Origin of the sequence: Pilimelia columellifera subsp. columellifera (genome assembly GCF_039532605.1) — a bacterium.
Classification (GTDB): Bacteria; Actinomycetota; Actinomycetes; order Mycobacteriales; family Micromonosporaceae; genus Pilimelia; species Pilimelia columellifera.
Genome location: NZ_BAAARY010000011.1, coordinates 91,797 through 105,111, shown reverse-complemented (window position 1 = coordinate 105,111; position 13,315 = coordinate 91,797). Strand labels below are relative to the sequence as shown.

Sequence of the window (13,315 nt, the reverse complement as noted above, 5' to 3'; positions counted from 1 at the left end):
GAGGTGGCGTATCCGTTCCTTCTGGAGGTACCCATGCCCGCTGTCACCGCCGACGTCCTCACCCTGCCGCGGCTGGCCGACCCGGTCGGTCTGACCGCACGGCAGGCGCGTTCGGTCACCACCGCCCCGGCCGGCTTCGAGGGCGAGGGTTTCCCGGTCCGACGTGCCTTCGCCGGCGTCGACCTCGGCGCACTCGACCCATTCATCCACATGGATCAGATGGGCGAGGTCGAGTACGCCCCGGGCGAGCCCAAGGGCACCCCGTGGCACCCCCACCGCGGATTCGAGACCGTCACCTACATGCTCGACGGGCAGTTCCAACACGCCGACTCCAATGGCGGCGGTGGCCTCATCAGCGACGGCGACACCCAGTGGATGACGGCCGCCGCCGGCATCCTGCACATCGAGACGCCTCCAGAGCACCTCGTGGCCTCCGGAGGGCTGTTCCACGGCGTGCAGCTGTGGGTGAACCTGCCGAAGGCGATGAAGATGGCCCCGCCCCGCTACCAGAGCATCGCCGGCGGCAAGGTGGGCCTGTTCGCCAGCCACGACGGCGGCGCGCTCGTCCGGGTCATCGCCGGTGAGCTGGCCGGGCACGCCGGGCCTGGCGTCACCCACACGCCCATCACCCTCGCGCACGTCACCCTCAGCCCGGGCGCGCAGGTGACGTTGCCGTGGCGGGCCGACTTCAACGCCCTGGCCTACGTCCTCGGCGGCCGGGGCGCCGTCGGACCGGCGGGGCAACCGTTCGCCGCCGGGCAACTCGCCGTCCTCGGCGCCGGCGACGCGGTGACCATCGCCGCGGATGAGCGTCCGGAGAGCCGTAGCCCGCAGATGGACGTGCTGTTGCTCGGCGGGCGGCCGATCCGGGAGCCCGTCGCCGTCTACGGTCCGTTCGTCATGAACACCAGGGCGGAGCTGGCACAGGCGTTCGAGGACTACAAGGCGGGCCGGCTCGGCGCCATCCCGGCCGCCCACGCCGGAGTTCACGCGGCCACCCCCGACGCATGACCGGCCGCGGCGTGCTCAGCCTCCTCGCCACGGTCGTGCGCTTCGAGGCGACGATCTGGCGGAACCTGTGGCGCTGGGCGCGCCGGCTGCCGCCGAGGACCGGCCCGGGGGAGGTCGGCTTCGGCTACGACCAGGCGGTCGCGCCGCTGTTGCGGATCTTCATCATCGTCTCGGCTGTCGAGATCCCGATCTTCCACCTCATCGTGCCGTGGCCCACAGTCCGGCTCCTTGTCGACCTCGCCGGCGTCTACGGCCTCATCTGGATGTTCGGCCTGCTCGCCACGATGCGCCAGGAGCCGCACGCCGTCGGCCCCTCGGGTGTGCGGGTCCGCTTCGGCATCCTCGGACGCATCGTCCTCAGCTGGGACTCCATCGCCGACGTCGGGGTCAGGGACCGGACGCTGCCGCCCGGGAGCCCACAGGTGGAGCAGGACGGGGAGCTGCGGGCCGTCCACATCCCGGTGGCCCAGCAGACCAACCTCGACATCACCCTGGGTGCTCCGATGACCCTCCCGCTGCGCCGGGCCAGGGGCAGACCGGTCAACCAGCTGCGGATCTTCGCCGACGACCCGGACGGCTTCGTCGCCGCGGTCCGGGCCGGCCAGCCAGCCGACGAGCCCACTGCCTGAAGCCCGGCAGGCGACCTGCGGCAACTGCCCCGGTTGGCCGCACCTGCGGCAACAAGGCCACAGCGAGATCTCAGGTTCGGGCGCACGCCGTCGATGGGACAGGAACCCCGGCGCAGCGTGCTGCGCGTGCCGGCCGCGCCCCAGCGGCCATACCCCCGAGGAGTGAGCCTGTGTCCATCATGCCGGTTGATCTTGCGCCGGTGGTGGCCGCGACCGCCCGCTGGCTGTCGCACGCCTACCCCTCCCCGTGGCCGGGCGCGTTCAGCGCCGCCCTGGTCGAGCTCCAGGCGCGACAGGCGGTCACCGTCGCCGCGTGGCTTCGCTATCCCACCGCGATCGACGCCGAGCTGCTGACCATCGCCGGTCCCGGCGGCGCGGACCGGCTCGACTGGGTCGGCGGCCTGACCGTCGACAGCCCTCCCGACACCGAGCTGGCCTGGCGGGCCTGGGTGGACGAGGTCGTCGCCAGCTGGGCGGCAAATCTGCTCACCGATCCGCTGCTGTCCGCGCACGCCGTGGCGGCGCTCGCCCGCCGCACCAGCGGCGCCGGCCTGCCGACCCGCTTCCGCCGCCTTCTCGACCCTGACGAGCAGGACCGCCGTGCCTCGGCGCTGCTGCGTCACCCCGATCTGGTCGAGCCCGTCGCCGACCTGCACCGGGTGGGCCTGCTTGACATGCTGAGCGAGTCGCCCCACGCCGCGCCCGCGGCGGACGCCGCGACCCGTGCGGCCGGTCACTGACCGCGCCCCGCTCCGTATCCTGGCGGAGCCGCGAGTGGCCCCGGCCCAACCGCCGTAGGTTTGCTGGCGTCCGCTGCCGGCGCCGGGCGAACCCGATCACCTCCACGCGGCCCGACCCCTGACCTGGCTCCTCGATGTCGATGGCGCCATCAACTCCAGCAAACCCGGCCAAGGCGCCGCCCCACACCACGGTGACGCCTTGGCCGGCGCAACAGGTTGGCGGATGCGATGGTCGCCCGCCCGACGCGCACGCCTCCGCGCCCTGTTCCGGATCCCCACGCTGGACCGGGCGTTCACCGATCCCGTCGTTGGTCCGGATGAGGCGCTAGCAGCATTCGGCGAGGAAGGTGGGTTTCACTATGGTGTCGCCATCTGCAACAGCGCAAGTCAAGTTCAAGCTAAAAGGGAAATGGCTGATCATCGTAACTTCTATAAAGAAGTTAGAAACAATTCACTAAAACCTAGGGGTGGACTTATGCTCAAGTTGCGGATGTCATCAAATCGTATTCTTGATTTCGTTCATCATGAGCTTCAGACTGAGCGAACGGTTCTCGGGTGGCAGCTTGTCAAGAGCGGTTCGGGCATAGCTGATCCCTGCGTCCCTGTCGCCTTGCTTGACCATCATGAGAGCCCTGTGTAGTTCGATGTGCGTGGCGAACCGGGGGAGGGTAGAAGGTCTGGTCTGGTCCGCCTGGTCCTGCGCGTGTTCTGCCTCAGGGAGACCGAGACGGGACAACAGCATTGACGTGAACGTGTGGTACCGCCACTCAGGGACAGCGAAATCACTCACCAGCACTTCCGACAGGGCTACGTCAGCAACCCGCTCAGAAGCCCTGAGAGCCTTCAGGGCCTCCTTGGTATCCCCTCGGTGTCCGGCAACATGTGCGCGCGCTACGAGGGCGTTGAGCCTACCTAGGGACGGCTTCTCATCGATCCCTATCGCTTGATTGGCGAGATCGTTGGCGAACCTCAGTGATGCGCCCTCGTATGCCAGTGCCAGTGCTGCTCTTCCACGTACCCAGACCCGCATGTCGTTATCTTCCGAACGGTCAGCAAGCACAGCCGCTAGTCGATACCACTCGATCGCACCGGAGTTCCCCTCGTTGGAGGGGAGGGTCTTGCCGTACACAGTCATTAAGCGTGCTGCTACGCCCCACAGTTGAGGGTGTTCAAGGTTCTGCTGAAGGACCACGAGATCTGAGGCGAGACGGGATTGCATCTCAGATGCCCCAACTTGCATGTAGCCGGTCCCGTAGTTTTGCGTTTTATCCAGCCATTCCTCCACGGAAGCGCGCTTGTTGAGAGCAGAACTGAAACCATGCTTGATCAATTCAGCGACAGCGGAAGGGACGACGATGGTAGCCAGGGTTCCTGTGATCAGTGAGCGTCTATCCATCTCCGTCGCCACCTTCTCGTATGCCAGGACCATTTCCGGCGGGGCTTCCTGCGCCCACTCTCTACATTGCACAGGTATCCGCGACTGAAGTTACTCCGCACGGCCATCTGCGCGTAGGTGAGTCCAGCGGCAAGACGGATCTCACGCAACTGTAGGGCGAGTTTCTGCACGTCAGGGGGTCCGTGGGCGATTTGGAAACAGGTGGATACGTGACGATGCGGTGATCATGGGGTCACTCAAGGCAGGGTACTCCTGGCACGGCGGTAGTGCCGATCACCCGAGTCCGCTACCGCCGTAGTCATCTATCTCTCTATTGTGAAGGAACATCATGTTCCGTACTGCGTTTGTTGCCCTGGTCGCTACCGTTGGGCTCGGCCTATTGGCCACTGCCGTTCAAGCCGCTGAACCTATTGACACAGACCTTCTCAGCAGCGACGCGCCAAAGACAGTGATGATCGATCCCGCTACTGGCAACGTCCTGAGCGTCACGGCAGGCTTTCCTAAAATCTCTCACCGCCACACTTGCCAACCCAAGGACGCCTGTTTTCGATCTGGACAGGTGCCGTACGCGGATCAAGGTTTTCGCGGGTCGGCTGGTATGAAGACGGGAAATTGGCCGTACCGGGATGGTTATTTCACTGGGAAGCGAACCCGTCAACCGTGACTATTATTCTTCCTCGGCACGACTGAGAAAGTCAAGTCGACCGATTCTCGCCAAGTCACAGAGAGTCCCCGAGACTATCGATCGCACCCCGCTTCCTGTCTTGGTCTGAGTGAACGTAAAACTTCAACGTCCGGCGATATTCGAGTGCCCAACAATATCACTTATGGTCTTAGGGTCGACGCCTAGATCCCTCAGCAAGGTGATACACGAGTGCCTAAGATCATCCATCCGGATCTTCCGCATATCGTGACGTTTAATGCTGCGAGTGAAACGATCATAAAGCGATAATGGGTAGAAGTCACATGCATGCTTGGTTTCGTGTGCTACTGCTTCATGTCGTGCCCGCAATATATCGACTACGAAATCAGTTAGCGGAATAGGTTTACGGGGCGACTTGGGGGAGTGCTCCACGTAACTGGATAGGTGCCTGAGATCGGCGTATTCACACACTGATCTCAGGCACCTATCCAGTTAAGCTCAACCAATGTCCTGACCAGCGGTTGTGCATGGTCACCACGACTACTTGTCACTTCCAGGTATCGTACTTGTACAGATTGTGGGCCTTCATCAGGGACGTGACCTTGGTGTAGTAGGCCGGGTCGGTGGCGTAGCCGGCCTTCCAGATCGCGTTGAGGAACGCGTTGGAGTTGCGCGTGTGCTTGAACGCGCCGGCGTACCTGCTGTTGACCCGGAGGAAGTTTCCGTGGTCGCGGAACGAGTTCGTCGGGTTCGCGTAGGTGCGGAAGGTGGCCGTCTCCGGCCAGCAGGCGCCGGACTTGTTGCACTCGAACGTCTGGTATGAGTAGCAGCCGCTGGCCAGCGGCCCACGCGCTCCGTTGAAGCACTTGATGCCGAAGTAGTTGTTGTGGTTGGCCGACAGCGCGCTACGACCCCAGCCGGATTCCAGGATCGCCTGCCCGATCGTCACTGACGGCGGCACGCCGTACTCCCGCCAACCGCGTTGCGCGCCCGGGGCGGCCATCGCGATGAACTGGGCGGTGGTGAGGGTCTTGGGCGGCGCCGGTGTTGACGTGCACGCCGGCAGCGCCGTCGTGGTCACATATGCGTGCGAGATCCACCGGCCGTCGGTGAGCCGGTCCCACTGGGTCGTCGTCCCGTTGCTGCCGGCGATTCTCTCGCCGGACGCCTGGCAGCTGAGCTTGAGCGGCGCGCCGTTGGAGACGGTCGAGTGGATGGCGAACATCGTCGACGGGCCGGTCCGTAGCCGCACCGGTCCGTCGGCGCTGCGGACCTTGCCCGCGTAGGTCCGTGCTGGCGACACGCACTTGGGCACGACCCGCTGGGGTTTCACATACCCCAGGGACACGTATCGACCGTTGACCAGCTTGAGCCAGGTGCTGGTGGTGCGGACGCTGCCCTTGACCCGTTGCCCCGACATCGAGCAGACGATGAGCATCCGGGCGCCGTTGCGTAGCGCCCCCGCCGACTTGGCGGAGGTGGTCGGCGAGATCCGCATCGCTGTGCCCTTCTTAGCCGAGACGGCGCCGCTGATCGCGCCGGCGGCGGCTGCCGGTGACACCGCCACCAGAGCCGATCCCGGGATAATCAGGACGAGGACGACGCCCGCGGCTGTGGAGCGGGGGAGGCTCATGGGACGACCTTTCGGGTGACCGGGTCTTGGGCAGTCACTCAACGGTGGTCGGCGTCGGTTATGGCGTCGTTCGCCCTGGGTATCGGTCCAGTTGCCGCGAGTCGGAAGCGGCGGTGCGCAACCGGTCGGAAACCGACTCGCACCCCAACCCGGATCAAAAAATCGTCTTTAAGGTTGACAAAAAGGTAGATTGTTATTGATGAACGTCACCAAGGTCCGCGGCGCGGATGTCTGACATGACGAGCGGCCTGGCTACCGCCGCGCGAACCGCCGCATCGCCTCTCGCCCGGGCCCAGACAGCGCCGGGCGAGGCTCGACCGTGGGCGAGGCTCGCGGCCCGGATAGCGGCCACTCCGCTGGCGGCGGTGTGGGTCGCGAGGGCCGGACGGCTGGCGCTCGTCGACGCGCACGCCGCCGTCGGCGTCGGTGCCGGACGCGTCGCCCGCCTCCACGTCCAAGCCGCCGCCGTCCTCCGCGCGGAGGCGCCGTTGCGGCTCGACGAGGAGCGGACCGCCGGCGACCCGGCCGCCGAGGCGTGGACGTTTGCCGGCGTCCCGATCCCAGGCCCGGACGGTCTGCCCCTCGGGGTGCTGGGGATCGCCGCGCCGGATGCCCGAACGTGGCCGGCCGACCTCGGCGACATCCTCGCCGACCTCGGCGGCGCCATCGGCGACGCCTGGGGCGCCGCCGACCGGTCCGGTCCCCGGCCGGCGGATCTCGATCTCAGCCCGGTCCTTGACGCCACTCCTGACGCCTTCCTCGCCGCGGACCTGGCGGGCCGGATCGTCGCCTGGAACGCCGCCGCCCAGTCCATGTTCGGCTGGAGCGCCGCCGAGGCGATCGGCCGCCCCGCTGACACGCTGGTGGCCGATCCGGCCGAACGGCAGTGGCTGCGCGAAGCGCGGCAGCGGGTCGCCGAGGCCGGGGCGGCCGCCACCGGACCGGCCTCCCGCCAGGTGACCGCCGCGCACCGGGACGGCCGCCAGTTTCCCGTCGACATGGTCATGGGCCTCACGACCAACGGGACTGGCGCGCTGTTCTTCGCGTTCCTGCGCGACGTCAGCGACCGCGTGGCTGTCGAGAGAGCGCTCGAGGGCGAACACAGCTTCATGCGGGCGTTGCTCGACAGCCTCGATGTCGGCGTTCTGGCCCTCGGTGACGACGGCGAGATCGTGCTCGCCAACGAGGTGATCCGCGAGATGGGCGTCCCGGTCGTCTGGTCCCGCACCGACCCAGACGTGCTGCTGCCCGAGCTTTACCACTCCGACGGACGTCCCATGCGCCTGCGGGACACACCGCTGGCGCGCGCCTTCGTCGGCGAGGAGTTGACCGAGTCTGAGGTGGTCATGCGCTCGCCCACCAGCGCGGTGCGCTACTTCTCGGTCAACGGCCGTCCGATCCGCGGCTTCCAGGGCGACCGCCGCGGCGCGGTGATCGCCCTGAGCGAGATCACCGACCGCCGCCGTCGGCAGCGCTTCCGCGACTGCGATCTCGCCGCGGCGCGGGCGCTGGCCGGCGCCGACACCGTTGACGACGCCGCCGGGTCGGTCGCCGCCGAGCTGCTGCGCGCCACCGACGGCCTTCGGGTGGTGATCGAGGCTGAGGACCACGTCAGTGGCCGTCGCCGGGTGATCGGCGCCGCCGGCGCGGCCGCGCCGGTCCAGAACGACCGGGGCGGCCGCGACCTCCGGACCGCGATCGCCCTGCACGGGCGCTCCTATGGCTCGATCGGCGTCAGCGACACCGTCGAGCCGTTGGCCGAGGAGCTGCTCGCCGGGGTCGCCGGCCAGCTCGCCCAGTTCCTGGAGCGTCGGCGAACCGAGAGTCTGGCCTTGGAGCTGAGCCGCACCAAGGACGAGTTCATCGCCCTGGCCGGACACTCGTTGCGGACGCCGCTGACCTCGATCGCGTCGCTGACCGAGTTGCTGCGCGCCGCCGGCGACGACCTGGCCGCCGAACGCGATCAGCTGCTGGGGCGGATCCAGGCCAACGCCGACGCCCTGCGCGCCATCGTCGAGGATCTGCTCGATCTCGCCGGTCTGGAGTCTGGCCACATCGAGATGATGCTGGCGCCGGTCGACCTTGCGGAGATCGTCACTGAGGGCGTCGAGGGCGTGCGGTCGGGGGCCGGTCAGGTGGAGCTGCACGGCGACGTCCCCACCGAGCTGCCGATGACCGGCGACCGGATACGGCTGCGCCAGGTGGTGGACAACCTGCTCAGCAACGCCGTGAACTACAGCCCCGACGGCGGCCGGATCGAGGTGCGGTTGCGGGCGGTCGACGGAGTCGCCGAGCTCACCGTCGCCGACCGGGGCATCGGCATCCCGCCGTCGGAGCGGGGTCGCCTGTTCAACCGGTTCTTCCGGGGCGCCTCCGCCCACGAGCGCGGCATCCCGGGCACCGGCCTGGGCCTGGCCCTTACCCGCGTCATCGTCCAGCGTCACGGCGGGGACATCGCCGTCGTCGACGACGACGGACCAGGCACGACGTTCATGGTGCGACTGCCGACGGCGCCGGTCCGACCGGAGCGGCCGTGAGCGGCCGGCGGGCCGCCGCTTGCCTCGATAGGTAGCCTGGCCGCATGAGAGTGGGGATCGTTGGCGCCACCGGCCAGGTCGGCGCCGTCATGTTGAAGCTGCTGGACGAGCGTTCCTTCCCGGCCGACGAGCTGCGCCTGTTCGCCTCGGCGCGCTCCGCCGGCCGCCTGCTGAGCTGGCGCGGGATTGAGATCGCTGTCGAGGACGCCGCCTCCGCCGACTACACCGGCCTGGACATCGTGCTGTTCTCGGCCGGGGGCGCCACCTCGCGCGCGTTGGCGCCGGCGGTCGCCGCGGCCGGGGCCGTCGTCATCGACAACTCCTCAGCCTGGCGGATGGACCCGCAGGTGCCGCTGGTGGTTGCCGAGGTCAACCCGGGCGCGCTGACCGACCGGCCCAAAGGCATCGTGGCCAACCCGAACTGCACGACGATGGCGGCGATGCCGGTGCTGCGGCCGCTGCACGACGAGGCCGGCCTCACCGCGCTGGTGGTGTCGACGTACCAGGCGGTCTCCGGCGCTGGTCTGGCCGGTGTCGCCGAGCTGGCCGAGCAGGTCGTCAAGGCCGGCGACCAGGCCAGCGCGCTGGCCTATGACGGATCCGCGGTGCAGTTCCCGGCGACGTCGTCGTTTGCCGCGCCGATCGCCTTCAACGCGTTGCCACTGGCCGGCGCCCTCCTGGACGACGGCTCGGGCGAAACGGAGGAGGAACGCAAGCTGCGCGACGAGTCCCGCAAGATCCTCGGTCTGCCGGACCTGCTGGTCTCCGGCACCTGCGTGCGGGTGCCGGTGTTCACCGGGCACAGTCTCCAGCTCAACGCCCGGTTCGAGCGCCCGATCAGCGTGGCCCGGGCCACCGAGCTGTTGGGCCAGGCGCCCGGGGTGACCCTTGTGGACGTGCCCACCCCGCTGATCGCCGCCGGCCAGGACCCGACGTTCGTCGGCCGGATCCGCCGCGACGAGACGGTGACCAACGGCCTGGCGTTGTTCTGCTCCGGCGACAACCTGCGCAAGGGCGCGGCGCTCAACGCCGTCCAGCTGGCCGAGCTGGTGGCGCGCGGCTGATGGGCAACGCCGTCCGGTTCGGGTACAAGGCCTCGGCTGAGCAGTTCGACCCGGCCACGTTGCTGGGATTCGGGGTGCTGGCCGAGGACCTCGGCTTTGACTCGGTCCTCGTCAGCGACCACCTGCAACCCTGGCGGCACACCGACGGGCACGCGCCGGCCGCGCTGCCGTGGCTCGGGGCGCTGGCGGCCCGCACCGACCGGGTCGTCATCGGCACGAGCGTGTTGACGCCGACCTTCCGGTACCACCCGGCCGTGATCGCGCAGGCGTTCGCCACGCTCGGCTGTCTGGCGCCGGGCCGGGTGGCGCTGGGGGTGGGATCGGGGGAGTCGCTCAATGAGGCCCCTTTGGGCGCGGCGTGGCCGGCGCCAAAGGAGCGGCTGGCCCGGCTCGCCGAGGCCGTCGAGATCATCAGGGCGTTGTGGGACGGTGACCGGGTCAGCGTCGACGGCGCGTTCTACCGGCTTGACCGGGCCACGGTCTACGACCGTCCCGACCAGCCCGTGCCGTTGTACCTGGCCGGGTCGGGCCAGGTGGCGGCGCGGCTGGCCGGGCGTCTCGGCGACGGCTTCATCTGCACCTCCGGCAAGGGGGAGCAGCTGTATACCCAGACCCTGCTGCCCGCGCTGGCCGCCGGCGCCGCGGCGGCCGGGCGTCGCGTCGACGACCTCGACCGCATGATCGAGGTCAAGGTCTCGTTCGACCCTGACCTGGCCCGCGCCCGGGCGGACACCCGGCACTGGGCGGCGCTGGCCCTGACGCCGGAGGAGAAGACCGGCGTCGACGACCCGGTCGAGATGCAGCGGCGGGCGGACGCGCTCCCGGTCGATCGGGCCGCCAGCCGTTGGATCGTCTCGACCGATCCGGACGAACACGCCGAACGCGTCGGTCAGTATCTGTCGATGGGCTTCCAACATCTGGTGTTCCATGCGCCCGGGCCGGACCAGGCCGGGTTCCTGCGCCGCTACGCCAGTCAGGTGCTGCCGTTGCTGCGCGAGCGGGTCGCGGCGACCAGGGTCGGCCCTGGCGCCCCATGATGGTGGCGTCGTCGTCGACTCTGGAGGTTCGCCGGTGCCCTACCGGGTCCGGGGCGTAGTCGCCCCCGCCAAGAACGCCCCCGCTGTGCTCACCGAGATCATCGTTCCTGATCCGGGGCCTGGCGAAGCCGTCGTCGATGTCGCCGCCTGCGGGGTCTGCCACACCGACCTGCACTATGTGGAGGGTGGGATCGGGGACGAGTTTCCGTACCTGCTCGGCCACGAGGCCGCGGGCACGGTGTCGGCCGTCGGGCCCGGCGTCACCCAGGTGCGCCCCGGGGACTATGTGGTGCTCAACTGGCGGGCCGTCTGCGGCGCCTGCCGGTCCTGCCGCCGCGGCCGGCCGCAGCGCTGCTTCGCCACCCATAACGCCACCCAGAAGATGACCCTGGTCGACGGCGCGCCGCTGTCGCCGGCGCTGGGTATCGGCGCCTTCGCCGACAAGACGCTGGTGGCGGCCGGTCAGTGCACCGTCGTCGACGCCGCAGCGGCGCCCGAGGTCGCCGGACTCCTCGGCTGCGGCGTGATGGCCGGCGTCGGGGCCGCCCTGCACACCGGCCAGGTCGGCCCCGGCGACAGCGTCGCGGTCTTCGGCTGCGGCGGGGTCGGCGACGCCGCCATCGCGGGCGCGGTCATCGGCGGCGCCACCACGATCATCGCGGTCGATCTCGATCAGCGGAAGCTCGACTGGGCCCGCGACTTCGGCGCCACCCACACCGTCAACGCCGCCGACGTCGACCCGGTGGCCGCGATCCGCGAGCTGACCGGCGGCCACGGCGTCGACCTGGCGATCGACGCGGTCGGCATCCCGCAGACCTACCACCAGGCGTTCTACGCCCGCGACCTGGCCGGAACGGTCGTCCTGGTCGGCGTGCCCAGACCCGAGGCGCGCCTCGACCTGTCGTTGCTGGACGTGTTCGGCCGCGGCGGCACGCTCAGATCCTCCTGGTACGGCGACTGCCTCCCGGAGCGGGACTTCCCGATGCTCATCTCGCTCTATCTCCAGGGCCGGCTGCCGCTGGACCGGTTCGTCACCGAGCGGGTCGGGCCGGGCGATGTGCCGGCGGCCTTCGACCGGATGGCCAGGGGCGACGTGCTGCGCAGCGTGGTGGTGTTGTGAGTGGACGGGACGCCGCTCTGGCGGCGGTCCTGGAGGCCGCGCCCGACGCGATCATCGCGGTTGACGCCGATGGACGCGTCGTGCTCGCGAACCGTCGCGCCGAGCGGCTGTTCGGCCAGCCGATGAGCCAGCTCGTGGGCGCGGACGTGCGCACGCTCGTCCCCGGCGGGCTGCCGGCGTCCGCCGACGCGGACGTGCCGGTGGTCACCGACGCCCGCCGCGCCGCCGGCGGGACCGTTCCGGTGGAGGTGACCGTCGGTGAGGCCGGGACGCTGCGCTGCGCGGTGCTCCGGGACATCAGCGACCGGCTCACCGCGGAGGCCGAGCAGCGCCGGCTGCGGGCCGTCGCCGAACGGGACCGGGTGGACGCCCAGCTGCAACGGGCCCAACGGTGGGAGAGCCTCGGCCAGCTCGCCGGCGGCGTCGCCCATGATTTCAACAACATTGTCGGCGTGATCCTCAGCTACGCCGAGTTCGTCGTCGAGCAGGCCGCGACCGGCGGGGACGTCGGCGCCATCGCCGCCGACGCCCAGCAGGTGGTCCGGGCGGCGCACCGGGCCAGCCAGCTGACCCAGCAGCTGTTGTCGTTCGCGCGTCGGGACGTGGCCCGGATCGAGCCGATCGACCTCAACGTGTTGGTGCGCGACGTCCGGGCGTTGCTGCGGCGGTCGGTGGGCGAGCACATCGCGGTGCGGGCGTTGCTGTCCGACCCGCTGCCGGCGGTGCTCGCCGACGGGGAGCAGCTCCGTCAGGCGTTGATGAACCTGGCGGTCAACGCCCGCGACGCGATGCCCGGCGGCGGGACGCTGACGCTGCGCACGGATCTGCCCGCCGACGACCAGGGCCGCTGGCCGCCGGGACGGTATGCGCGGCTGCGGGTGACCGACACGGGTTCCGGGATGCCGCGTGAGGTCATCGAACGGGCGTTCGAGCCGTTCTACAGCACCAAACCTCGCGGCGAGGGCGCCGGCCTGGGGCTGGCCACGGTCTTCGGCGCGGTCACCCAGGCCGGCGGCGAGGTGAGCATCGACTCCGCCCTGGGCGCGGGCACCACGATCACCATGCTGCTGCCGCTGGCCCAGTCCCAGGAGTCGCCGCCAGCCGGGCCCTCGCCGTCGTCGGCGCCGTCAGCTGAGACCATCCTGTTCGTCGAGGACGACGAGGCGCTGCGTGATGTCGCGGCGCGCACCCTGCGCTCCGCCGGCTACCGGGTCCTGCTGGCCGCCGACGGGGCGGCGGCTCTGGAGCTGGCGCTGGCCCATGCGGGCCCGATCCAGCTGCTGGTCAGCGATGTGGTGCTCCCGGGGATCCAGGGCCGGGAGCTGGCTGGGCGGCTGGCGCTCACCCGGCCGGGAACCCGGGTGCTGTACGTGTCCGGGTACGCCCCGCCGGTGCTGGCGTCCCGGGGCACCCTGGCCGCGGACGTCACCCTGCTCACCAAGCCGTTCAGCCGGGACGAGTTGTTGTCGGCGGTGCGTCGTCGCCTTGACGAGCGCTGACGCCGG

General features: G+C 69.6%; 11 protein-coding genes. 8 read left to right on the top strand and 3 right to left on the bottom strand.

Going from position 1 to position 13,315, the window contains the following annotated elements; genetic code table 11:
• Positions 1-33 precede the first annotated feature (33 nt).
• From ABD287_RS12955 to ABD287_RS12945, 3 genes are all read left to right on the top strand, one after another.
• The gene (locus tag ABD287_RS12955; protein WP_344172648.1) at positions 34-1,011 is read left to right on the top strand and encodes a pirin family protein; all 978 of its coding nucleotides are present in this window, start codon (positions 34-36) and stop codon (positions 1,009-1,011) included.
• A complete protein-coding gene (locus tag ABD287_RS12950; RefSeq protein ID WP_344172646.1) occupies positions 1,008-1,640 on the top strand; it encodes a hypothetical protein in 633 nt (210 codons plus the stop codon). The genes ABD287_RS12955 and ABD287_RS12950 overlap by 4 nt, the downstream gene beginning before the upstream one ends.
• Before the next feature lie 179 nt (positions 1,641-1,819).
• Complete coding sequence (locus ABD287_RS12945; protein WP_344172729.1) at positions 1,820-2,380, top strand: hypothetical protein; 561 nt, start codon at positions 1,820-1,822, stop codon at positions 2,378-2,380.
• A gap of 496 nt (positions 2,381-2,876) precedes the next feature.
• On the opposite strand, the gene ABD287_RS12940 is transcribed toward ABD287_RS12945, so the two are convergent.
• The 3 genes from ABD287_RS12940 to gsmA all read right to left on the bottom strand — a co-directional run bounded on the left by ABD287_RS12940 (position 2,877) and on the right by gsmA (position 6,052).
• Entirely contained in the window at positions 2,877-3,809 is a 933-nt protein-coding gene (locus ABD287_RS12940; RefSeq protein ID WP_344172644.1) for an XRE family transcriptional regulator, read from the bottom strand.
• Positions 3,758-3,883, bottom strand: coding sequence for a hypothetical protein (locus tag ABD287_RS12935; protein WP_344172727.1), 126 nt, complete (start codon positions 3,881-3,883; stop codon positions 3,758-3,760). Before ABD287_RS12935 ends, ABD287_RS12940 begins: the two co-directional genes overlap by 52 nt.
• 1,083 nt (positions 3,884-4,966) lie before the next feature.
• Positions 4,967-6,052, bottom strand: coding sequence for a sporangiospore maturation cell wall hydrolase GsmA (gene gsmA / locus ABD287_RS12930; protein WP_344172642.1), 1,086 nt, complete (start codon positions 6,050-6,052; stop codon positions 4,967-4,969).
• Between the two features lie 227 nt (positions 6,053-6,279).
• On the opposite strand from gsmA, the gene ABD287_RS12925 reads away from it, so the two are divergent.
• From ABD287_RS12925 to ABD287_RS12905, 5 genes are read left to right on the top strand one after another with little or no spacing between them, the layout of a single operon-like run.
• Complete coding sequence (locus ABD287_RS12925; RefSeq protein ID WP_344172640.1) at positions 6,280-8,589, top strand: sensor histidine kinase; 2,310 nt, start codon at positions 6,280-6,282, stop codon at positions 8,587-8,589.
• 44 nt (positions 8,590-8,633) lie between these two features.
• A complete protein-coding gene (locus tag ABD287_RS12920) occupies positions 8,634-9,653 on the top strand; it encodes an aspartate-semialdehyde dehydrogenase (protein WP_344172638.1) in 1,020 nt (339 codons plus the stop codon).
• Complete coding sequence (gene fgd / locus ABD287_RS12915) at positions 9,653-10,690, top strand: glucose-6-phosphate dehydrogenase (coenzyme-F420) (protein WP_344172636.1); 1,038 nt, start codon at positions 9,653-9,655, stop codon at positions 10,688-10,690. Before ABD287_RS12920 ends, fgd begins: the two co-directional genes overlap by 1 nt.
• Positions 10,691-10,724: 34 nt before the next feature.
• Positions 10,725-11,810 carry an S-(hydroxymethyl)mycothiol dehydrogenase gene (locus ABD287_RS12910; RefSeq protein ID WP_344172633.1) on the top strand — a complete coding sequence of 362 codons (1,086 nt, stop codon included), beginning with the start codon at positions 10,725-10,727 and terminating at the stop codon, positions 11,808-11,810.
• Entirely contained in the window at positions 11,807-13,309 is a 1,503-nt protein-coding gene (locus ABD287_RS12905; RefSeq protein ID WP_344172631.1) for an ATP-binding protein, read from the top strand. Before ABD287_RS12910 ends, ABD287_RS12905 begins: the two co-directional genes overlap by 4 nt.
• The last annotated feature ends 6 nt before the right edge of the window (positions 13,310-13,315 follow it).

What these genes read in the sequence shown, in the direction of transcription:
- ABD287_RS12955 (WP_344172648.1), top strand. Translation starts at nt 34, where the DNA reads ATGCCCGCTGTCACCGCCGACGTCCTCACCCTGCCGCGGCTGGCCGAC.
- ABD287_RS12950 (WP_344172646.1), top strand. Translation starts at nt 1,008, where the DNA reads ATGACCGGCCGCGGCGTGCTCAGCCTCCTCGCCACGGTCGTGCGCTTC.
- ABD287_RS12945 (WP_344172729.1), top strand. Translation starts at nt 1,820, where the DNA reads ATGCCGGTTGATCTTGCGCCGGTGGTGGCCGCGACCGCCCGCTGGCTG.
- ABD287_RS12940 (WP_344172644.1), bottom strand. Translation starts at nt 3,809, where the DNA reads ATGGTCCTGGCATACGAGAAGGTGGCGACGGAGATGGATAGACGCTCA.
- ABD287_RS12935 (WP_344172727.1), bottom strand. Translation starts at nt 3,883, where the DNA reads ATGGCCGTGCGGAGTAACTTCAGTCGCGGATACCTGTGCAATGTAGAG.
- gsmA (WP_344172642.1), bottom strand. Translation starts at nt 6,052, where the DNA reads ATGAGCCTCCCCCGCTCCACAGCCGCGGGCGTCGTCCTCGTCCTGATT.
- ABD287_RS12925 (WP_344172640.1), top strand. Translation starts at nt 6,280, where the DNA reads ATGTCTGACATGACGAGCGGCCTGGCTACCGCCGCGCGAACCGCCGCA.
- ABD287_RS12920 (WP_344172638.1), top strand. Translation starts at nt 8,634, where the DNA reads ATGAGAGTGGGGATCGTTGGCGCCACCGGCCAGGTCGGCGCCGTCATG.
- fgd (WP_344172636.1), top strand. Translation starts at nt 9,653, where the DNA reads ATGGGCAACGCCGTCCGGTTCGGGTACAAGGCCTCGGCTGAGCAGTTC.